Below are 17,657 nucleotides of genomic sequence, written 5' to 3'. Positions count from 1 at the left end.
CTGGTTCCCAGCCGCTTCGTGACCGTTTGCAACCGGCGCCATCGCCTAGAATGGGCCCATGCCGCATACGCCAGACGCTCCACCGCATGCCTTGAAGGCCGACAGCTTCGGTCGCATCCTCCTTGTGAAAGGCCCCGATGGCCCGTTCGTGCGCCGCGATCTGGGCGCCACGCCGCTGTGGCTGCGGCTGCCTGCGTGGTGGCTGGCACGCCGCGAAGCACGCGCGCTGCAGCACATCCATGGCATGCCTGACGTACCGCAGCTGCTGGCTTGGGATGGCCGCCACCTCGACCGCAGCTTCATGGCCGGCGATGCGATGTACCAGCGTCCACCCCGCGGCGACGTGGCCTGGTTCCATTCGGCGCGACGGCTGCTGCAGCACCTGCATCGGCGCGGCGTGGCCCACAACGATCTGGCCAAGGAAGCCAACTGGCTGGTCACCGAGGATGGCCGTCCAGCGCTGATCGACTTCCAGCTGGCGGTGATCGGCGATCCGCGTTCGCGCTGGATGCGCCTGCTGGCCCGCGAGGACCTGCGCCACCTGCTCAAGCACAAGCGCATGTACTGCCGCGAGTCGCTCACCCCGGTGGAGAAGCGCGTGCTCAAGCGCACTTCGTGGGTGCGCGAGCTGTGGTTCGCCACCGGCAAGCCGGTCTACCGCTTCGTCACCCGGCGCATCCTGCACTGGGAAGACAATGAGGGGCAGGGGCCGAAGCCGTGAGGGCATCGCAGGTGGTGACCGCCGCGCCGAGTGCGGGCAGCGTGCTGCGCGCGCAGATGGCTGGTGCCCACTTTGTACATGCCTGCCAGGCCAGCACACAGCGCGGGGATCGAACCGCGTTGCAGGCCTACCGTGACATGGCGGCGAGCATTCCTGGCTGGTTCGACGGGCTGATGGCACTGCGCAATCGCGGCATGCGCCTGCTCGGCATGAAGGACCTGGGTTCGCTGCGCGCAGTGCAGGACATCGAGCAGCCGCGTCCGGGGCAGCGGCTCGGCATCTTCACGCTGCAGGCGCTGGATGCCGACGCCATCGTGCTGGAAGACAACGACCGCCACCTGCGCGTGCAGCTGGCCCTGCAGTGGCAGGGCGATGTGCTGGAAGTGGCGACGGTGGTGCATACGCACAACGCGTTCGGGCGCCTGTACATGCTGCCGGTGGCCCCGGTGCACCGGTTGATCGTGCCGCACCTGCTGCAGAAGCAGGTTCAGGTGTACCGATGACCCGGCACTGCGGCCGCCGGGCCACGCCCGGCGACACGCGGCGTTTCCGGGTTACGGCGTCGCCGGCACCACCTGTTGACCGATGAAGTTGCGCTTGGCGTCGAAGTCGTAGGCCATCTGCAGCTGGCCCACATCCGGGCAGGCGTGGCAGTCGCGCAGCGGCGTGCGGTACAGCAGGCGGATGCCGCCGTTCTCCAGCGGCGTTGCTCCAGCCGACTGCGCGGGTGCGAACGGCGTCGCCTGCGGATTGGCCTTCAGCAGTTCCTGCACCGTCGGGTCCGCGCGCAGGGTGTCATCCAGCTGCACGGCATCCACATCGATGCGCTTGCCGCTGGCGTCGACCAGGCGGGTGCCTTCGTTGGTGTTGGCACGGAACGGATACTCCACCGTGGCCACGCCCAGACCATCGCTCTCATGCCAGGCGGTCACGTAGGCCAGTTCGCCGCCGGTGGACAGCTGTTCGGCGGCGGTGATCGCATCGGCGCTGGCACCACCGGCGTGCATCGCATCACGCAGGCAGTCACGCGTGGCCGCATTCTCGCCCTGGCGGCACGCGTTGAGGTCGCCATCCCAGACCACCGCCTCGCTCCAGCGCATCTTGCCGTCGGCGGCGGCCTTCTCCGCACTGGGAGCGTCACCGGCGGGCGGCTCCTTGCCGGGTTCCGGCGAACGGCCCTGGCAGGCGGTCAGCAGGGCGAGGCCCAGGGCAGGCAGCAGCAGGCGGGAACGGCGCATGGCGTGGACCTCGTGCGTTGTCTGGAGGCCCGAGTATCGTCAAGGCCGGGTGAACTCCGCGTCGGCGCGGCATACTAGCGGCTCATTGCATACGCTGGAGTGTGGAACGTGGGCAGTCTGCAGGGCAAAACGCTTTTCATCACCGGAGCCTCGCGTGGCATCGGCCTGGCCATCGCGTTGCGCGCCGCGCGTGACGGCGCCAACGTGGCGATCGCCGCCAAGTCGTCGGTGCCGAACCCGAAGCTGCCGGGCACCATCCACAGCGCGGCCGAGGCGGTTACGGCGGCCGGTGGCCAGGGCCTGGCCCTGAAGTGCGACATCCGCGAGGAAGAACAGGTGCAGGCGGCCGTCGCCGCCACCGTCGATACCTTCGGTGGCATCGACATCCTGGTCAACAACGCCAGCGCGATCTGGCTGCGCGGCACGCTGGATACGCCGATGAAGCGCTTCGACCTGATGCAGCAGGTCAACGCGCGCGGCAGCTTCCTGTGCGCGCAGGCCTGCCTGCCTTACCTGCTGCAGGCGCCGAATCCGCACATCCTGACCCTGGCACCGCCGCCCAGCCTGGAGCCGAAGTGGTGGGCGCCGCATACCGGCTATACGCTGGCGAAGATGGGCATGAGCTTCGTCACGCTCGGCCTGGCTGCAGAGTTCGGCCCGCAGGGCGTGGCGGTCAATGCGTTGTGGCCGCGCACGGTGATTGCCACCGATGCGATCAACATGATTCCGGGCGTGGATGCCGCCGGGTGCCGCACGCCGCAGATCATGGCCGACGCCGCGCACGCCGTGCTGGTGCGCGAAGCGGCCGGCTTCCACGGCCGGTTCCTGATCGATGATGAGGTGCTGGCACAGGCCGGTGTCACCGATCTGTCGGGCTATGCAGTGGATCCGTCGCGGCCGTTGCTGCCGGACCTGTTCCTGGATTGAGCGTGACCCGTTGGAAGAGGCCGAGGGCTGCGACCCTCGGCCTGCTGCGCTAGAATGCGCAGCTGTAATCGTTTTCAACAAGGAAGTGAACGCATGTCACGCACTCTTTCCCACGCGGCGCTGGCCGCGTCGCTGTCATTGATGCTGGGCGCCTGCGGTGGCAAGGCGCCGGCAACCGCGGGTGACGCTGGTCCCTCCGGCAAGCCGGAGGCCAGCACCGCGAACTCCGACGCACAGCAGCAGTTGACCGCAAAACTCAACGCCTACATCGGCTGCTTCAACGCGCTTGATTCGAAAACACACGGCAGCATCGAGTCCTACACGCGCTGGATCAAGGACGTCGACGCCGGCCCGAGCGGGCGCGAGACGCAGGTGTACGGGCCGTTCGAGATCAGCGACTACGACATGAAGCAGTGCGACGCGCCGGTGACCGAAGCGATCGCTGCCAAGCCGGCCCTGGCCGATCTTGATACCGCTGCCGGCCGGTATCAGCAGGCGCTGAAGGCACTGGTGCCGCTCAGCAAGGACGCGCACGACTACTACGATCGCCAGGACTACGAAGACGATCAGTTTGCCAAGGGCAAGCAGATGCATGCGCCTTTGATGGCCGCCTTCAAGGACTTCGTGGTTGCCAGCGAAACGTTCAACACCGCACTGGAGCGCCACAACGACGCTGCCCAGCGCGAGCAGCTCAAAGCACTGGAACAGGCCGAGGGGCGCACGCGCGAGTACTACCGCCTGGCGATGATGCTGGAAGCGAAGGCGATCGTGGAGCTGATGACCGATGACGGCTTTGATCAGGCCGCGGCCCGCGAACATCTGGATGCCTTCAACCGCATTTCCGATGAAGCGCACGCCAAGGTTGCCGACCAGCAGCCGGGCAAGACGGACTGGGAAGGCTTCGAGCGTGGAGCCGAGAATTTCCGCCGCGAAGGCAAGGAGCGGCTGCAGCGTGTCAGCGAGAACAAGCCCTACACCGATTTCGAACGGCGCATGCTTGATTCGCCCTCGATGGCGCCGCGCGGCTCTGCCAGCAAGCTGATGCAGGAATACAACACGCTCGTTTTCCAGAGCAACCGCCAGTAACCGAGGCGTTCATCGCGTTATTTTGTCGTAATCGAACATGTCGATTGCGGCGCGACCCAGGACGGGGCTCCGAAGGGCGGCCTCTTCCGGCGCTGCCGGGACGGGCGTGGGCGCGATGAACCACGATGACTGCAGTTTTTACTTGTGCAAGGAACTGATTTGAACGCATCCACACGCATGCTCCCGTTGCTTCTGCTTGGCTCGCTGGCAGGCCTGACCGGCTGCAACAAGCCGGCGGGGCTGGCCGTGGCCGACCCGGGGCTGGTAAAGGTCAATGCCTACATCGAGTGCTACAACGGCGTCGAACAGCCCGTTCACGAAGGCTTCCAGGCCTACACCGGCTGGATGAAGGATCCCGAGGCCGGCCCGACCGGCAAGGAAGCGCAACCGCGCTCGCCCGGCAAGGTGCTGTCGCACCGGATCGAGTATTGCGGCCAGCCGATGACCGACGCACTGGCGAAGACCCCGGCACTGCCGATGGATGGCCCCGCGCGCGACTATCAGCAGGCGTTCCAGGCCCTGAATGCCCTGACCGAGCGCGCCGATGGCTACTTCACCCGCGAAGACTATCGTCGTGATGGCGGCGAAGGCATGCGCGCGCAGCATGCGCCGCTGATGCAGGCCTATGCCGCCTTCTTCAAGGCCAGCGAAGCGATGGATGTGGCGCTGGAGAAGAACGAGAACGAGCGCCGCGCCGCGGAGCTGAAGCGGATCGAGGAAAGCGAGGGTCGCTCGCTGGCCTACTACCACCTGCGCATCCTCGGCGATGGCAAGCAGCTGGCCATGGCGTTCCAGGGGGACGCGCCGGACCTGGCGGTAGTGCGCAAGCAGCTGGCCGACTATCAGGCGCTGGTGACCGAAGTGCAGAACGGCGGTGTCGGCAAGGACGACCCGATGTGGGGCCACGTGCAGCGCTCGGCCGACAAGCTGGTGCGTACCGCAGGCCGCGGCGTCGAGCGCCTGGAACAGGGAAAGCCGATCAGCGCTGAAGCGCTGGCGGCCGAACGCAAGGCCTCGGGCAGCTGGCTCACCACCGATCCTGAAGGCGCGCAGTCGACGATCCTGGACGCCTACAACGACCTGGTGACCACCAGCAATCGCATGCGTTGAGGAGGATCCACGCATGGCGTGGATCTACCGAGGGTAGTGCCGGCCGCTGGCCGGCATGTGCCTCAATGGCTGAACGCATCCGGCAGTTCACCGCCGCACCTGCGGCAGTGGCGGGCGTCCGGCTCGTGGCCTTCCAGCCCGCAGTGCGGGCAGCCGCGGGCATCGCGGCGTGCGGCCAGCTCGGCTTCGCGCATGGTGCTGGCCAGTTCGGCGGTGTAGATGCCGGTGGGCACGGCGATGATGCTGTAGCCGATCAGGATCAGCACCGAGGTGACGAAGCGGCCGAGTACGGTCTGCGGCACGATGTCGCCGAAACCGACCGTGGCCATGGTCACCACCGCCCAGTACATGCTGGCCGGAATATTGCTGAAGCCATGTTCCGGCCCTTCGATCACGTACATCAGCGCGCCGGCGATGATGGTGATGGTGATCACCGTAAACAGGAATACCAGCACCTTGCGCCGGCTGCGCCACAGCGACGTCATCAGCACGCCGCTTTCCTCGATGTATCGGGTCAACTTGAGGATGCGGAACACGCGCAGGATGCGCAGCGCGCGCACCACCAGCAGGCTCTGCGCGCCGGGAATGAACAACGACAGGTAGGCGGGCAGGATCGACAGCAGGTCGATGATGCCCCAGATGCTCACCGCGTAACGCAGCGGGCGCTTGACCACCGCCAGCCGCAGCAGGTACTCGGCGGTGAAGATGATGGTGAACGCCCATTCCAGGACGTACAGGCCGGTGGACCATTCGGCATGCAGGTGCTGCACGCTGTCGATCATCACCACCAGGATGCTGGCGATGATCGCCACCACCAGGATCAGGTCGAAATTGCGCGAAGGCCGCGAGTCGTGGCGGTAGATGATGTCGAACCACCGACGGCGCCAGCCGGTCTCGGTGGCGGGGTTCAGCTGGGGGGCGGAAAACGGTCGCATGGGCGCATTGTGCCGCAGGGGTTCCGGCGCGAGAATGGGGATTCCTGAACCCTGCCGACTGCCATGACCGCCGCTACCGATCCGCTGATCTCCCTTTCGCACTACTACCTGCCGGTCTACAAGCCCCGCCAGGTGGTACTGGAGCGAGGCCAGGGCGCCCGCGTGTGGGACAGCCAGGGCCGTGAGTTCATCGACCTGGCCGCCGGCATCGCCGTGTGTGGCCTGGGCCACAACGACCCGGACCTGGTGGCCGCGCTGGTCGAACAGGCCGGCAAGCTCTGGCACACCAGCAACGTGTTCTACAGCGCGCCGCCGCTGCACCTGGCCGAAGAGCTGGTGAAGGCCAGCCGTTTCGCCGAACGCGTGTTCCTGTGCAATTCCGGCGCCGAAGCCAACGAAGTGGCGATCAAGATGGTCCGCAAGTGGGCCTCCAGCCAGGGCCGCCCGGCCGACAAGCGGGTGATCATCACCTTCCGTGGCAGCTTCCACGGCCGCACGATGGGCGCGGTGACCGCCACGGCCCAGCCGAAGTACCAGGAAGGCTACGAGCCGCTGCCCGGTGGCTTCCGCTACATCGATTTCAACGATGAAGTGCAGCTGGAAACCGCAATGGCCGCCGGTGACGTGGCGGCGGTGATGCTGGAGCCGATCCAGGGCGAGGGCGGCGTGATGCCGGCCAAGTCCGGTTTCCTCAAGCGCGTGCGCGAACTGTGCGACCAGCACAACGCACTGCTGGTGCTGGACGAGATCCAGGCCGGCATGGGCCGCACCGGCACGCTGTTCGCGCACTGGCAGGACGATGTGGTGCCGGACATGGTCACCCTGGCCAAGGCACTCGGCGGTGGTTTCCCGATCGGCGCGATGCTGGCTGGCCCGAAGGTGGCCGAGACCATGCAGTTCGGCGCGCACGGCACCACCTTCGGTGGCAACCCGCTGGCCGCTGCAGTCGCCCGTGTGGCCCTGCGCAAGCTGGCCTCGGCGGAGATCGCCGCCAACGTCAGCCGCCAGTCGAAGGCGCTGCGCGATGGTTTCGCCCGTATCAACGACGAGTTTGGCGTGTTCAGCGACGTGCGTGGCCGTGGCCTGATGCTGGGCGCGGTGCTGAGCAAGGACTTCGCCGGCCAGGCCGGTGCCATCCTCGACCACGCCGCCGAGCAGGGCCTGCTGACCCTGCAGGCCGGCCCGGACGTGCTGCGCTTCGTGCCGTCGCTGAACATCACCGACGAAGAAGTGGCCGAAGGCCTGAAGCGCCTGCGCGCAGCGATTGCCGCGTTCATCGCCGCGCGCTGAGCCTTGGCTGTAGAGCCGGGCCGATGCCCGGCTCTACAGGATTGCGTAGCGCCTCAACACCTTCCCCAACCCGCGCCCGTCGCACACCGTTTCGGCGTGCAGGCCGGCCGCGCGCGCGCCGCGCACGTTGGCGAAGAGATCATCGATGAACAAGGTGCGCGCAGGCGCAACCTGCAGTACCTCGAGCACGCGCTGGAACACCGTCGGCTGCGGTTTGCGCAGGCCGAAATCGGCACTGCAGAACACGCGGTCCTGCAGCGCCGGGAACAGGTCCGGCAGCAGGGCCGGCAATGCCTGCACCATCAGCGCGCCGTTGTTGGTCAGTACCGCCATGGGTAGTTGCAGGGCCTGCAGCCGCTGCAGCACGGCCACCTGCGGATGGCTGGCGGCCTGCCGTGCGGCCACCCAGGCGGCCACATCGACCGTCCTGCCCAGAAGCCCGCCCAGCTGCGCCAGATAGGTTGGGCCATCCAGTGCGCCACGGTCATGCGCGGCGTCCAGCCCGCTGTCGTACAGCGCGGCCTGCACGGCCTGCGGGGAAACCTCCAGCGCCTGCGCCAAGTGCAGCACGCGCTGTGCGCGCTGGTACTGCACCAGCACGCCATCCACATCCAGCAGCAACAGATCGATCCGCATCGGCCGAGCATGCCATTGCCATGGATGCGCGCAAACCCTGGAGCGTGCATGCGACAGACGGTCGCAGACGGGAGCGCATGGGCCTGCCTAGAATGACGTTTGAATCCGCAGGAGATGCAGCGATGAAGGCTTGGACGGTGGCGGTTGGACTGGGTGCGCTGATGCTGGCGCCATCGGCAATGGCGCGCGTGTGTGCGGTGAGCATCGACAGCACCGACCAGATGAGTTTCAGCAGTCGCGAGATCAAGGTTGCCGCCGACTGCAGTGCCGTGGACCTGACCCTGCGCCACACCGGCAAGCTGGCCGCTACCGCGATGGGCCACAACTGGGTGCTGACCCGCACGGCCGACTACCAGCCGGTGGCGATGGCGGGCATGCGCATGACCCTGGCCGACAGTTACCTGCCGAAGGCCGACAAGCGCGTGCTGGCCCACACCAAGGTGATTGGAGGTGGCGAGACCACGCGCGTGCGCTTCTCCACCCAGGGCCTGCAGAAGGGCGGCGACTACACCTTCTTCTGCTCGTTCCCCGGCCACTTCGCGATGATGAAGGGCAAGCTCGTCTTCGGTTGAAAAAAGGGGACGGAGGGGATTAAGGCGTTTGTGCACAAACGACTTAATCCCCTCCGTCCCCTTTTTGTGCCAACCAAGGTTGGCGCCTACCAGGGCAGCACTCAGCCCTTGGCGGCCTTGAATGCCACGCGTGCAGCGGCCAGCGTCGCCTCGATCACGGCATCGTCGTGGGCGCTGGACAGGAAACCGGCCTCGTAGGCGGATGGTGCCAGGAACACGCCCTGTTCCAGCATCGCGTGGAAGAAGCGGTTGAACGCCGGGATGTCGCAGGCGGTGGCCTGCGCATAGGTCTCCACCTTTTCGCTGGTGAAGAACAGCCCGAACATCGCGCCCACGCGGGTGGTGGTCACCGCCACGCCTGCTTCTGCAGCCGCCGTTTCCAGACCGGCACACAGGCGCGTGGTGCGCTCGGCGAGGTCGGCGTGGAAGCCGGGCTGCTGGATCAGCTCCAGCATCGCCAGACCGGCGGCCATTGCCACCGGGTTGCCGCTCAGCGTGCCAGCCTGGTAGATCGGGCCGGCCGGGGCGATCTGCTGCATCAGCTCACGACGACCGCCGTAGGCACCGACCGGCATGCCGCCGCCGATGATCTTGCCGAACGTGGTCAGGTCCGGGGTGATGCCGTAGTGCGCCTGCGCACCGCCAAGGGCAACGCGGAAGCCAGTCATCACCTCGTCGAAGATCAGCAGCGCGCCATGCTTCGTGCACAGTTCGCGCAGGTGCTGCAGGTAGCCCTCGCGCGGCGGGATGCAGTTGGCGTTGCCGACCACCGGTTCGATGATCAGGCCGGCGATGTCGTTACCCTGCTGTTCGAACAGTGCCGTGGCCGCGTCGAAGTCGTTGTAGGGCAGGGTCAGGGTCAGCTCGCTCAGCCCGGCCGGTACGCCCGGCGAGGTCGGCACGCCCAGGGTCAGCATGCCGCTGCCGGCCTTGACCAGGAACGAGTCGCCGTGGCCGTGGTAGCAGCCTTCGAACTTGACGATGCGGTTGCGGCCGGTGGCGCCGCGCGCCAGGCGGATCGCCGACAGCGTGGCCTCGGTGCCGGAGTTGACCATGCGCACCATCTCGCACGACGGCACCAGGCGGGTGATGGTCTCGGCCATGGTCACTTCGGCCGCGCACGGCGCGCCGAACGAGAGGCCGTTGTCGATGGCCTTCTTCACCGCCTGGCGCACCGCCGGGTGATTGTGGCCGACGATCATCGGGCCCCAGGAACCGACGTAGTCGATGTAGCGGTTGCCGTCGACGTCGTACAGGTAGGCGCCGTCGGCGCGCTCGACGAAGAACGGCTCGCCGCCGACCGACTTGAACGCGCGCACCGGCGAATTGACGCCGCCCGGCAGCAGCTGCTGGGCGCGGGAGAACAGGGCGTGGGACTGGTCGTGGTTCATGGGGCTTTCCTGGGTGTTACGCGAACTGGGCGAGGAGGGCGTGCTGGGTCGCGACCGGGTCTTCGGCGGCGAACACGCTGCTGACCACGGCGACCAGATCGGCGCCGGCGTCGATGATGGGACCGACATTGTCCGGGGTCAGCCCGCCGATCGCCACCCGCGGCACGCCCAGTGCGGCGCTTTGCCGCAGCAGATCGGGGTGGGCGCGGCTGGTGGTGATCTTGGTGGTGGTGGGGAAGAAAGCGCCAAAGGCCACATAGCTGGCGCCGGCGGCCACGGCCTTTTCTGCATTGGCCAGCTGGTCGTAGCAGGAGGCGCCGATGATGGCCTCGGGCCCCAGCAGGGCACGCGCGCTGGGGATGTCGCCGTCGGTGCCGCCCAGATGCACGCCGGCCGCGCCGACTGCTTTGGCCAGCAGCGGGTCGTCATTGATGATGAGTGGTACGCCATGGGCAGCGCACAGGCCCTGCAGTGCCGTGGCCTGTTCCAGCCGCAGGGCGTCGCTGGCGGTCTTGTTGCGGTACTGCAGCCAGGTGGCACCTGCGGCCAGCAGCGGTGCGGTGCGCGCCAGCAGGCGTGCGCTATCGGGCTCATCCGGGGTGATCAGGTAGACGCCGCGGGGCGCAGGGAAAGCAGAAGTCATCGATGGCTACCGGTGCGTGGGCCGCGATGGGACAATGGCGGCCCGTGAATCCAGCCCCGATTATCCGATGAGTGATGCCACCCCCACCACCTTGCGTACCTGGATGTGCGTGGTCTGCGGCTTCCTGTACAGCGAAGCGGACGGCCTGCCGGAAGAGGGCATCGCGCCGGGCACGCGCTGGGAGGACATTCCCGAGACCTGGACCTGCCCGGATTGCGGGGTGACCAAGGCCGATTTCGAGATGGTCGAGGTCGACTGACCGGACCTTCCAGTGGGTGTGGACCGTCGGTCCACACACCGGTAAATCAATGCAGCCGCGGCATCGGCCCGCCGAGGTCGATCAGCTTCTCGCGCAGCCACTGCGCATCGCTGGCCTCGGGGTTGCGCTTCAGGTACTGGCCCAGGTCGTGACGGGCCCCGGCCAGGTACTCCAGCTGCAGGTAGGCCAGGCCGCGGTCGCGCAGGGCGTCGTCCTGTTCCGGGGCCAGCTTGAGCAGGCGATCGGCGCTGCGTGCAGCGCGGTCCCACTCGCCGGCTTCGGCATAGACGCCGTGCAGGTTGCGCAGCATGCGCATCAGGATCGCGCGCGCCGGCGCGGGGTCGAGGATCTGTGCCAGCACCTGGTCGTCGGGCATCTGCCCGCCCAGGTGTGACTTGGCCCGCTCGCGCAGTTCGTCCACGTCCAGTGGCCGGCCGCCGTTGAACGGGTCCATCACCAGCACGCCGTCATCCACCGGCAGGCGCACCAGGAAGTGGCCGGGGAAGGACACGCCATCAAGGGGAATACCCAGCCGGCGCGAGACTTCCATCTGCACCAGGGCCAGCGAGATCGGATTGCCCAGGCGCCGCTCGAACACCTGGTTGAGGTAGCTGTTGCGCGGGTCGTAGTACTCGTCGTGATCGCCGCTGTAGCCCAGCTCGTCGAACAGGTGGCGGTTGATCGCCGCCATCTTCAACGGGCTGTTGTCGATGGCCTCCACTTCCGAGCGGAGGTGGTCGACATGGCTCTGGATCAGCGCGTCGTAGGTGGACGGCTGCAGATCGGGGTATTCATCGCGCGCGATCAGCAGCGCGGTCGGCAACAGCGGCAGCGCCTCGTCTTCGAGGTCGGCCAGTGCATCCCAGTCGGGGAGTGTGATCCGGTCCTGCATGGTCACAGACTGGCGTCATTCGCAGACGGTTTCAAGCGGTGCCGCGTGAAAAAGCCATGGCCTGGGCCGATGGGCTTCCAGTGGGTGTGGACCTTGGTCCACACCACAGCCTGCCCGTGCGCGGCAAGCCAGTGCCGACCAAGGTCGGCACCTACCGGTCCTGCTCAATGCAGGGCGAAGATCTACTCGATGCCCGGGCCGAAGGTCAGCGCGGTGCCGTCCTTCAGCTTCAGCTTTTCGGCCTGGCCGGCGTTGAGTTCCAGCACGTAGCGTGCCGGGCCGCCGCTGGGGTACGGCGGGCACATGTCGCCGGCCGAGCACGGCGGCACGTCGCGCTGCTGGCTGACCAGTTTGCGTTCGTTGTCGAAGTACAGGATGTCCAGCGCGATCTTGGTGTTCTTCATCCAGTACGCCTGCATCTCTTCGCGGTCGTGGACGAACAGCATGCCGTGGTCGGGCGCCATCTGGTCGCGGAACATCAGCCCGCGCGCGCGGGTTTCATCGTTGGTGGCCAGCTCGACCTGGTAGCGGGCGCCGTCCAGCTCGACCCAGTGGCGGGCCGCGTCGGTGGCGCAGCCGGCCAGGGCCAGCAGCGGAAGCATCAGCAGCGAACGCAACAGCGACATCGTCAGGATCCTTGGAAGGGTCAGAGCACGACCGGCGGCTCGCCGCCGACGATCACCACATCGGCGCGGCGGCGCGCGAACAGGCCGACGCAAACCACGCCCGGCAGCTGGTTGAGCTCGCGCTCCAGCTTCTCCGGATCGGTGATCTGAAGGTTGTGGATGTCCAGGATCTGGTTGCCGTTGTCGGTGACCACGCCTTCGCGCCAGGTCGGCTGGCCGCCGGTCATGTCGCGGATCTGGCGGGCGACCAGGCTGCGCGCCATCGGGATCACTTCCACCGGCAGCGGGAACCCGCCCAGCACCGGCACCTGCTTGCTCGGGTCGACGATGCAGATGAAGCGCTCGCTGGCCTCGGCGATGATCTTCTCGCGGGTCAGTGCGGCACCGCCGCCCTTGATCAGGCACTTGTTCGGGTCGCACTCGTCGGCGCCGTCCACATACAGCGACAGGTTGCCGCTGTGGTTCAGCTCGATCACCTCGATGCCGTGCTGCTTCAGGCGCGCGGTGCTCTGCTCGGAGCTGGACACTGCACCCTTGATGCGGTGCTGGATGCGGGCCAGGGCATCGATGAAGTAGGCCACGGTGGACCCGGTGCCGACACCGACGATCATGCCGTCTTCGACGTATTCGATGGCTTTCTCGGCGGCCAGGCGCTTGGCTTCGGACATGGGAGAACTCTCAGGCAGGGAATCAGGATTTCTTTTCGAGCGACAGCAGCAGCTTCCACTGCGCGGCCGTTACCGGGAACACCGACAGGCGGTTGCCCTTGGCAACCAGCGGGAAGCCTTCGCCGAGTTCGTCGGCGTGCAGCTTGATCTCGTCCAGCGCGATCACCTGCTTGAGCTTGCGGTCGAAGGCCACGTCCACCAGCATCCAGCGCGGGTTCTCGCGCGTGCTCTTGGGGTCGTGGTAGTCGGATGCCGGGTCGAACTGGGTGTCGTCCGGATAGGCCGCGCTGGCCACCGTGGCCAGGCCGACGATGCCCGGCACCTTGGTATTGGAGTGATAGAACAGGATGCCGTCGCCGACCTGCATGCCATCGCGCATGAAATTGCGCGCCTGGTAATTGCGCACCCCGTTCCAGGGTTCGACCTTGACCTTGGCCAGGTCATCGATGGAGAAGGCGTCCGGTTCGGACTTCATCAGCCAATAGCGCTTGCGGGCGGTCATGCGTTCACGGGGGCAGCGGAGGGGAACAGGGTGCCGCCTTCGGTGCAGATCGCATCCACCGGCACGTCCCACGACGCCACCGGCAAGGACTCGACCTGCTGCACCGCGAACGCCGCACCGACCAGCCAGGGCGGCGCCGGCCGGTCGTGGCGGAAGGCGAAGCTGCGATCATACCAGCCACCTCCCATGCCCAGTCGCCGGCACTGCGTGTCGAAGCCCACCAGCGGGGCCACCACCAGCGCCATCTGCGCCGGTTCCAGGGTGTCCTGCAGTGCGATGTCCGGCTCGGGAATGCCGTAACGATTGCTGGTCAGTGGCTGCCCGGGCCGCCATGGCGCGAAGCGCAGCACGTCGCCGGCCAGCACCGGCAGGCAGTAGGTGAGGCCTTCGGGCAATTGCAGCTGCCAGCGGTGCAGGGCGATTTCGCCGTCCAGCGCCCAGTAGCCGGCCACGGCGCCTTCGCGCGGGGCGAACGGCAGTGCCAGCAGGGCATCGGCAAGTGATTCGGCGGCGGCGATGCGCTCAGCAGCGGAAAGGTCGCGGCGGCGTTGCCGCAGGTCGTGGCGCAGGGCCTGGCGCGGGTCGGTCATGGCAGCGTGCGGCAAGGAACAGCCGTCATTGTGCCGCAAAGAACAAGGGCGACGCCCGAAGACGCCGCCCTTGCTGGAATATTGCATTCTCCGCAATGTCGATGCATGCGAAACGACCTTGAACCCGGGGGCTCAAGTGGGAACGCTGGAGAACCATCGGGCTTCCCGCTACTAGGCGGACCTGCACTCCCGGCGCTGTCGCGCTCCCGGTGTCGTTCTTAAGGGACAAGGCGAATGTTTGCACATGCCGTCGAGTACCGCAGAGAACGCGTGGCCATTATAGCCAGCGCGCAGGATCTGGATAGGCCGTTCGTCGGCAACAGTCCGTGCCAATTCAGATATGAGAAGACGCGTTGTGCGCGTTCTTCAGGCACCGCCGTCGATGGCGCGGTCCAGGCGCCGGTTCAGGTCGGCCAGCGTCTGCTGCAGGGCCACTGCCTGGCGCGCATTCTCATCGCGCAGCAGTTGCAGTTCATGGGCCAGGTTCAACGCGGCCAGTACTGCCACGCGGTCCACGGCGGCCATGCGGTTGCTGCCGCGGATCTCGCGCATGCGGGCATCGAGCAGGCGCGCGGCGGCCATCAGGCTGTCGCGTTCGTCGCCACCGACGCCGACGGTGTATTCACGATCGAGGATGCGGACACTGACCGGTTCGGCGCTCATGTGTGCTGCTCCAGGGATTTGAGCCGGCTGATCATTGCTTCCACCCGCGAGCGTGCCTGCTCGTTCTTGGCCAGCAGCGTGGAACGCTCGGCCACCAGCTGTTCCTGCTGGTGGCGCAGGCTGCGGTTCTCCTCGGCCAGGCGCTGGTTGCGTTCAAGCAACGCCTCCACGCGGGCGGCGAAGTCCTGCAGCTGGGCAAGGGGATCGGCGGGTTCCATGCGGGCACGATAGGCAAGCCGGGCAAGGGCGGTCAAGCGTTGTCGCAGCAAGGCTGGACGGCCACGGGGAGGAGGCCGCTGGATTGCTACACTACGGGGTCTCACGGGCGCGCCGGCGCGCCCCGGGTTTCCTTTCCGAACGAGCCGCACGATGACTGAACTTCCCTCCGTCGACGACGTTAACCGCGCCAGCCAGGAGCTGGGCCTGGGCGCCACCGCTGCCGAGCTGCACGGCGCGCTGTGCGGCTGGCTGGCCGCCGGCGGCGCCCCCGGCAACGACTGGCCGGCGCGCGTGCTGGCCGACGACAACCTGCCGCCGGTGGCCGCCGACAGCGTGCTGGGCCAGCTGCTGCAGGTCACCATCAAGCAGCTGGAAGACCGTGACTTCGCCTTCGAGCTGTTGCTGACCGACAGCGATGACGTGGCCGCGCAGGCCGATGCCATGTTCAGCTGGACCCGCTCGTTCCTCGGCGGTTTCGGCCTGGGCAGCGGCGGCCGTCGCCCGACACTGTCCGAAGAGGGCGAAGAAGCGCTGACCGACATGGCCAGCCTGGCCCGTGCCTCCAGCGAGGATTTCGAGGCCGGTGGCGATGACGACGACGACGCCCTGACGGAGATCGAGGAATTCATCCGCGTGGCGGTGCTGCTGCTGCACGGCGACGTGGTGCTGGCCTCTCGCCATCGGCAGCGCCTGAATTGATGGATATCAAGCAGCGCACCGGCATCGCGGCCGGCGAGTACAAGCGGCGCCGCCGCCAGCTGATGGACATGGCCGGCGAGGACGCGATCCTGGTGCTGCCGGCTGCGGCGGAGAAGGTGCGCAGCCTCGATACCCATTATCCGTTCCGGCAGGATTCGGACTTCCAGTACCTGAGTGGCTTCCCGGAGCCGGAAGCGGTGCTGGTGCTGATCCCCGGCCGTCGCCATGGCGAGGCCATCCTGTTCTGCCGCGAGCGTGATGCCGAGCGCGAGGCCTGGGACGGCAGCCGTGCCGGCCAGGAAGGCGCGGTGGCGCAGTTCGGCATGGACGACGCTTACCCGATCGATGATCTGGACGACATCCTGCCGGGCCTGCTGGAAGGGCGTTCGCGCGTCTACTACCACTTCGGCCGCGATGCGGATTTCGACCTGAAGCTGATCGGCTGGGTCAACCGCGTGCGCTCACAGGTGCGCCATGGCGCGCAGCCGCCGCATGAGTTCCTGGAGCTGGGCCACCTGCTGCACGAACAGCGCCTGTTCAAGTCCGGTGCCGAAGTGGCGCTGATGCAGCATGCCGCGCAGATCAGCGTGCGCGCCCATCTGGCGGCGATGAAGGCGGCCAAGGCGGGGATCCACGAGTACGAGCTGCAGGCCGAGCTGGAACGCGTGTTCCGCGCCAATGATGCCGTTCCGGCGTACTGCAGCATCGTCGGTGCAGGCCGCAACGGCTGCATCCTGCACTACCGCGACAACAATGCGCGTTCGCGTGATGGCGAGCTGGTGCTGATCGATGCCGGTGCCGAGTACCGCGGCTACGCCAGCGACATCACCCGCACTTTCCCGGTGAGCGGCCGCTTCAGTGCCGAGCAGCGCGCGCTGCATGACCTGGTCGGTGAGGCGCAGGCCGCGGCACTGGCGCAGGCCAAGCCGGGCGTGCCGTACGAGGCCGGCCACCTGGCGGCGGTGCAGACCCTGACCGAGGGCCTGCTGCGGCTGGGCCTGCTGAAGGGCACGCTGGAAAAGAACCTGTCCGAAGGCCTTTACCAGCGTTTTTACCGGCACAAGACTGGGCACTGGATCGGGCTGGATGTGCACGATGTGGGCGATTACCGCCTGGCCGGTGATTCGCGCCTGCTGGAGCCGGGCATGGCGTTCACCATCGAGCCGGGGCTGTACATCGGCGTGGATGACACGACGGTGGAGCCGCGCTGGCGCGGTATCGGCATCCGTACCGAGGATGACGTGCTGATTACCGATGACGGCCATCGCGTGCTGACCGAAGGCCTGGCGCGCAGCGCCGACGAGATCGAAGCGGTGATGGCGGGGTAAGGGGCTTTTCTGCAGGGCTTGCAGCCCTGCACCTGCTCGATGCAACGGCAACGGCCAAAGCAAGAGCGGCATTCCGTGGGATGGCGGGGCGGTGTGGGTGGTCAGGACACGCCGTAAACCCCCCCTCCGGGGTCCGGCCCAGCCGCTGGCGGCTGTGCGTTCGGGCGCTTGCGAAGCAGTGCTTCGCAAGCAAAGCGCCCTCACCCATGGGGGCTCGATGGCGCCATCCATGGCGCCAACGGTCCTGCCCACCCACACCGTCCCGCCTCTGACAGATCCCTGCGATCTGTCGGTGGGTGCCGACCGTGGGTCGGCACATCTGCCAGATATCGAATGAATCATCCACGCATGGCGTGGATCCACTGGCCACTGCGGCTGTTGGGACGCGCGGCTGTTGGTAGGTGTCGACCTTGGTCGACACGGAGCGAGCGCAGCAAGCGACCCGCTTTTGCTTTTCTTTTTTCTTTTCCGTGGTTGGACGCGGCAGGAAACTGTCAGAGGTGGGGCGGGGTGGGTTCGCGGGGGTGTCTGATCTGGCCCCCTGAAAACGGACGCCATGAAGCCGTTTCAGGCGGCAGTCCGGAGCTGCCGGGCATAGTTGTTAGGCGAGTGGTAGCCCAGCGCCGAGTGTAGCCGGGCTGGATTGTAGAAGCCGTGGATGT

General features: G+C 67.1%; 22 protein-coding genes and 1 other RNA gene. 10 read left to right on the top strand and 13 right to left on the bottom strand.

Annotated features, from left to right (window positions below):
- The first annotated feature begins 58 nt into the window (after positions 1-58).
- Complete coding sequence (locus AC5P7U_RS15740; RefSeq protein ID WP_006467385.1) at positions 59-721, top strand: serine/threonine-protein kinase; 663 nt, start codon at positions 59-61, stop codon at positions 719-721.
- A complete protein-coding gene (locus AC5P7U_RS15735) occupies positions 718-1,224 on the top strand; it encodes a DUF2867 domain-containing protein (protein ID WP_006467383.1) in 507 nt (168 codons plus the stop codon). The genes AC5P7U_RS15740 and AC5P7U_RS15735 overlap by 4 nt, the downstream gene beginning before the upstream one ends.
- A 51-nt stretch (positions 1,225-1,275) precedes the next feature.
- Here the strand turns inward: AC5P7U_RS15735 and AC5P7U_RS15730 are convergent, their stop codons facing one another.
- On the bottom strand, positions 1,276-1,959 hold the full coding sequence (locus AC5P7U_RS15730; protein ID WP_006467381.1) for a hypothetical protein: 684 nt from the start codon (positions 1,957-1,959) through the stop codon (positions 1,276-1,278).
- A 108-nt stretch (positions 1,960-2,067) separates the two neighbouring features.
- Between AC5P7U_RS15730 and AC5P7U_RS15725 the strand changes: the two genes are divergently transcribed.
- From AC5P7U_RS15725 to AC5P7U_RS15715, 3 genes are all read left to right on the top strand, one after another.
- Complete coding sequence (locus AC5P7U_RS15725; RefSeq protein ID WP_006467380.1) at positions 2,068-2,886, top strand: SDR family oxidoreductase; 819 nt, start codon at positions 2,068-2,070, stop codon at positions 2,884-2,886.
- Between the two features lie 93 nt (positions 2,887-2,979).
- Positions 2,980-3,972: a YiiG family protein gene (locus tag AC5P7U_RS15720; protein ID WP_006467303.1), complete on the top strand. Its 993-nt coding sequence runs from the start codon at positions 2,980-2,982 to the stop codon at positions 3,970-3,972.
- Between the two features lie 177 nt (positions 3,973-4,149).
- On the top strand, positions 4,150-5,082 hold the full coding sequence (locus AC5P7U_RS15715) for a YiiG family protein (RefSeq protein WP_006467301.1): 933 nt from the start codon (positions 4,150-4,152) through the stop codon (positions 5,080-5,082).
- 62 nt (positions 5,083-5,144) lie between these two features.
- Here the strand turns inward: AC5P7U_RS15715 and AC5P7U_RS15710 are convergent, their stop codons facing one another.
- On the bottom strand, positions 5,145-6,017 hold the full coding sequence (locus AC5P7U_RS15710) for an ion transporter (RefSeq protein WP_495221245.1): 873 nt from the start codon (positions 6,015-6,017) through the stop codon (positions 5,145-5,147).
- A gap of 63 nt (positions 6,018-6,080) precedes the next feature.
- Here AC5P7U_RS15710 and AC5P7U_RS15705 point away from each other — a divergent pair, with 63 nt between their 5' ends.
- On the top strand, positions 6,081-7,307 hold the full coding sequence (locus tag AC5P7U_RS15705) for an acetylornithine transaminase (RefSeq protein ID WP_006467246.1): 1,227 nt from the start codon (positions 6,081-6,083) through the stop codon (positions 7,305-7,307).
- 33 nt (positions 7,308-7,340) lie between these two features.
- On the opposite strand, the gene AC5P7U_RS15700 is transcribed toward AC5P7U_RS15705, so the two are convergent.
- Positions 7,341-7,943 carry an HAD-IA family hydrolase gene (locus AC5P7U_RS15700; RefSeq protein ID WP_197563804.1) on the bottom strand — a complete coding sequence of 201 codons (603 nt, stop codon included), beginning with the start codon at positions 7,941-7,943 and terminating at the stop codon, positions 7,341-7,343.
- Between the two features lie 122 nt (positions 7,944-8,065).
- On the opposite strand from AC5P7U_RS15700, the gene azu reads away from it, so the two are divergent.
- Positions 8,066-8,515, top strand: coding sequence for an azurin (azu, locus tag AC5P7U_RS15695; protein WP_049456925.1), 450 nt, complete (start codon positions 8,066-8,068; stop codon positions 8,513-8,515).
- 101 nt (positions 8,516-8,616) lie between these two features.
- Here azu and hemL read toward each other — a convergent pair whose 3' ends face one another.
- Together hemL and thiE are read right to left on the bottom strand one after the other, a co-directional pair.
- The gene (gene hemL / locus AC5P7U_RS15690) at positions 8,617-9,906 is read right to left on the bottom strand and encodes a glutamate-1-semialdehyde 2,1-aminomutase (RefSeq protein ID WP_006467106.1); all 1,290 of its coding nucleotides are present in this window, start codon (positions 9,904-9,906) and stop codon (positions 8,617-8,619) included.
- Positions 9,907-9,922: 16 nt separating this feature from the next.
- The gene (thiE, locus tag AC5P7U_RS15685) at positions 9,923-10,549 is read right to left on the bottom strand and encodes a thiamine phosphate synthase (RefSeq protein WP_006467104.1); all 627 of its coding nucleotides are present in this window, start codon (positions 10,547-10,549) and stop codon (positions 9,923-9,925) included.
- A 34-nt stretch (positions 10,550-10,583) separates the two neighbouring features.
- On the opposite strand from thiE, the gene AC5P7U_RS15680 reads away from it, so the two are divergent.
- Complete coding sequence (locus AC5P7U_RS15680) at positions 10,584-10,808, top strand: rubredoxin (RefSeq protein WP_006467103.1); 225 nt, start codon at positions 10,584-10,586, stop codon at positions 10,806-10,808.
- A 46-nt stretch (positions 10,809-10,854) separates the two neighbouring features.
- Here AC5P7U_RS15680 and AC5P7U_RS15675 read toward each other — a convergent pair whose 3' ends face one another.
- The 8 genes from AC5P7U_RS15675 to AC5P7U_RS15640 all read right to left on the bottom strand — a co-directional run bounded on the left by AC5P7U_RS15675 (position 10,855) and on the right by AC5P7U_RS15640 (position 14,967).
- Positions 10,855-11,700: a SirB1 family protein gene (locus tag AC5P7U_RS15675; protein WP_006467102.1), complete on the bottom strand. Its 846-nt coding sequence runs from the start codon at positions 11,698-11,700 to the stop codon at positions 10,855-10,857.
- Between the two features lie 182 nt (positions 11,701-11,882).
- Positions 11,883-12,326 (bottom strand): DUF192 domain-containing protein, encoded by a 444-nt coding sequence (locus AC5P7U_RS15670; RefSeq protein ID WP_197563805.1) that lies wholly within the window; start codon positions 12,324-12,326, stop codon positions 11,883-11,885.
- A gap of 20 nt (positions 12,327-12,346) precedes the next feature.
- Positions 12,347-12,994 carry a ribose-5-phosphate isomerase RpiA gene (rpiA, locus tag AC5P7U_RS15665; RefSeq protein ID WP_006467017.1) on the bottom strand — a complete coding sequence of 216 codons (648 nt, stop codon included), beginning with the start codon at positions 12,992-12,994 and terminating at the stop codon, positions 12,347-12,349.
- A gap of 22 nt (positions 12,995-13,016) precedes the next feature.
- Entirely contained in the window at positions 13,017-13,496 is a 480-nt protein-coding gene (locus tag AC5P7U_RS15660; protein ID WP_008264983.1) for an EVE domain-containing protein, read from the bottom strand.
- On the bottom strand, positions 13,493-14,086 hold the full coding sequence (locus AC5P7U_RS15655; RefSeq protein WP_133935479.1) for a 5-formyltetrahydrofolate cyclo-ligase: 594 nt from the start codon (positions 14,084-14,086) through the stop codon (positions 13,493-13,495). The genes AC5P7U_RS15660 and AC5P7U_RS15655 overlap by 4 nt, the downstream gene beginning before the upstream one ends.
- Before the next feature lie 83 nt (positions 14,087-14,169).
- Positions 14,170-14,355, bottom strand: a non-coding RNA gene (gene ssrS / locus AC5P7U_RS15650) — 6S RNA.
- Positions 14,356-14,452: 97 nt separating this feature from the next.
- Positions 14,453-14,749 carry a cell division protein ZapA gene (locus AC5P7U_RS15645; RefSeq protein WP_006467013.1) on the bottom strand — a complete coding sequence of 99 codons (297 nt, stop codon included), beginning with the start codon at positions 14,747-14,749 and terminating at the stop codon, positions 14,453-14,455.
- The gene (locus AC5P7U_RS15640; RefSeq protein ID WP_005410898.1) at positions 14,746-14,967 is read right to left on the bottom strand and encodes a TIGR02449 family protein; all 222 of its coding nucleotides are present in this window, start codon (positions 14,965-14,967) and stop codon (positions 14,746-14,748) included. The genes AC5P7U_RS15645 and AC5P7U_RS15640 overlap by 4 nt, the downstream gene beginning before the upstream one ends.
- A gap of 151 nt (positions 14,968-15,118) precedes the next feature.
- Between AC5P7U_RS15640 and AC5P7U_RS15635 the strand changes: the two genes are divergently transcribed.
- Both AC5P7U_RS15635 and AC5P7U_RS15630 read left to right on the top strand, forming a co-directional pair.
- A complete protein-coding gene (locus AC5P7U_RS15635; protein WP_197563807.1) occupies positions 15,119-15,667 on the top strand; it encodes a UPF0149 family protein in 549 nt (182 codons plus the stop codon).
- A 5-nt stretch (positions 15,668-15,672) separates the two neighbouring features.
- The gene (locus tag AC5P7U_RS15630) at positions 15,673-16,995 is read left to right on the top strand and encodes an aminopeptidase P N-terminal domain-containing protein (RefSeq protein ID WP_197563811.1); all 1,323 of its coding nucleotides are present in this window, start codon (positions 15,673-15,675) and stop codon (positions 16,993-16,995) included.
- The last annotated feature ends 662 nt before the right edge of the window (positions 16,996-17,657 follow it).

Source organism: Stenotrophomonas sp. YJH_SMC_57 (genome assembly GCF_059369755.1).
The sequence above is the reverse complement of the archived record's forward strand: the minus strand, read 5'-3'. Positions and strand labels throughout refer to the sequence as shown.

Coding starts and splice junctions, on each gene's coding strand:
- AC5P7U_RS15715 (WP_006467301.1), top strand. CDS start 4,150: ATGCTCCCGTTGCTTCTGCTTGGCTCGCTGGCAGGCCTGACCGGCTGC.
- AC5P7U_RS15675 (WP_006467102.1), bottom strand. CDS start 11,700: ATGCAGGACCGGATCACACTCCCCGACTGGGATGCACTGGCCGACCTC.
- AC5P7U_RS15635 (WP_197563807.1), top strand. CDS start 15,119: ATGACTGAACTTCCCTCCGTCGACGACGTTAACCGCGCCAGCCAGGAG.
- AC5P7U_RS15640 (WP_005410898.1), bottom strand. CDS start 14,967: ATGGAACCCGCCGATCCCCTTGCCCAGCTGCAGGACTTCGCCGCCCGC.
- AC5P7U_RS15730 (WP_006467381.1), bottom strand. CDS start 1,959: ATGCGCCGTTCCCGCCTGCTGCTGCCTGCCCTGGGCCTCGCCCTGCTG.
- AC5P7U_RS15700 (WP_197563804.1), bottom strand. CDS start 7,943: ATGCGGATCGATCTGTTGCTGCTGGATGTGGATGGCGTGCTGGTGCAG.
- AC5P7U_RS15720 (WP_006467303.1), top strand. CDS start 2,980: ATGTCACGCACTCTTTCCCACGCGGCGCTGGCCGCGTCGCTGTCATTG.
- AC5P7U_RS15740 (WP_006467385.1), top strand. CDS start 59: ATGCCGCATACGCCAGACGCTCCACCGCATGCCTTGAAGGCCGACAGC.
- AC5P7U_RS15705 (WP_006467246.1), top strand. CDS start 6,081: ATGACCGCCGCTACCGATCCGCTGATCTCCCTTTCGCACTACTACCTG.
- azu (WP_049456925.1), top strand. CDS start 8,066: ATGAAGGCTTGGACGGTGGCGGTTGGACTGGGTGCGCTGATGCTGGCG.
- AC5P7U_RS15670 (WP_197563805.1), bottom strand. CDS start 12,326: ATGTCGCTGTTGCGTTCGCTGCTGATGCTTCCGCTGCTGGCCCTGGCC.
- hemL (WP_006467106.1), bottom strand. CDS start 9,906: ATGAACCACGACCAGTCCCACGCCCTGTTCTCCCGCGCCCAGCAGCTG.
- AC5P7U_RS15680 (WP_006467103.1), top strand. CDS start 10,584: ATGGCGGCCCGTGAATCCAGCCCCGATTATCCGATGAGTGATGCCACC.
- thiE (WP_006467104.1), bottom strand. CDS start 10,549: ATGACTTCTGCTTTCCCTGCGCCCCGCGGCGTCTACCTGATCACCCCG.
- rpiA (WP_006467017.1), bottom strand. CDS start 12,994: ATGTCCGAAGCCAAGCGCCTGGCCGCCGAGAAAGCCATCGAATACGTC.
- AC5P7U_RS15645 (WP_006467013.1), bottom strand. CDS start 14,749: ATGAGCGCCGAACCGGTCAGTGTCCGCATCCTCGATCGTGAATACACC.
- AC5P7U_RS15710 (WP_495221245.1), bottom strand. CDS start 6,017: ATGCGACCGTTTTCCGCCCCCCAGCTGAACCCCGCCACCGAGACCGGC.
- AC5P7U_RS15660 (WP_008264983.1), bottom strand. CDS start 13,496: ATGACCGCCCGCAAGCGCTATTGGCTGATGAAGTCCGAACCGGACGCC.
- AC5P7U_RS15655 (WP_133935479.1), bottom strand. CDS start 14,086: ATGACCGACCCGCGCCAGGCCCTGCGCCACGACCTGCGGCAACGCCGC.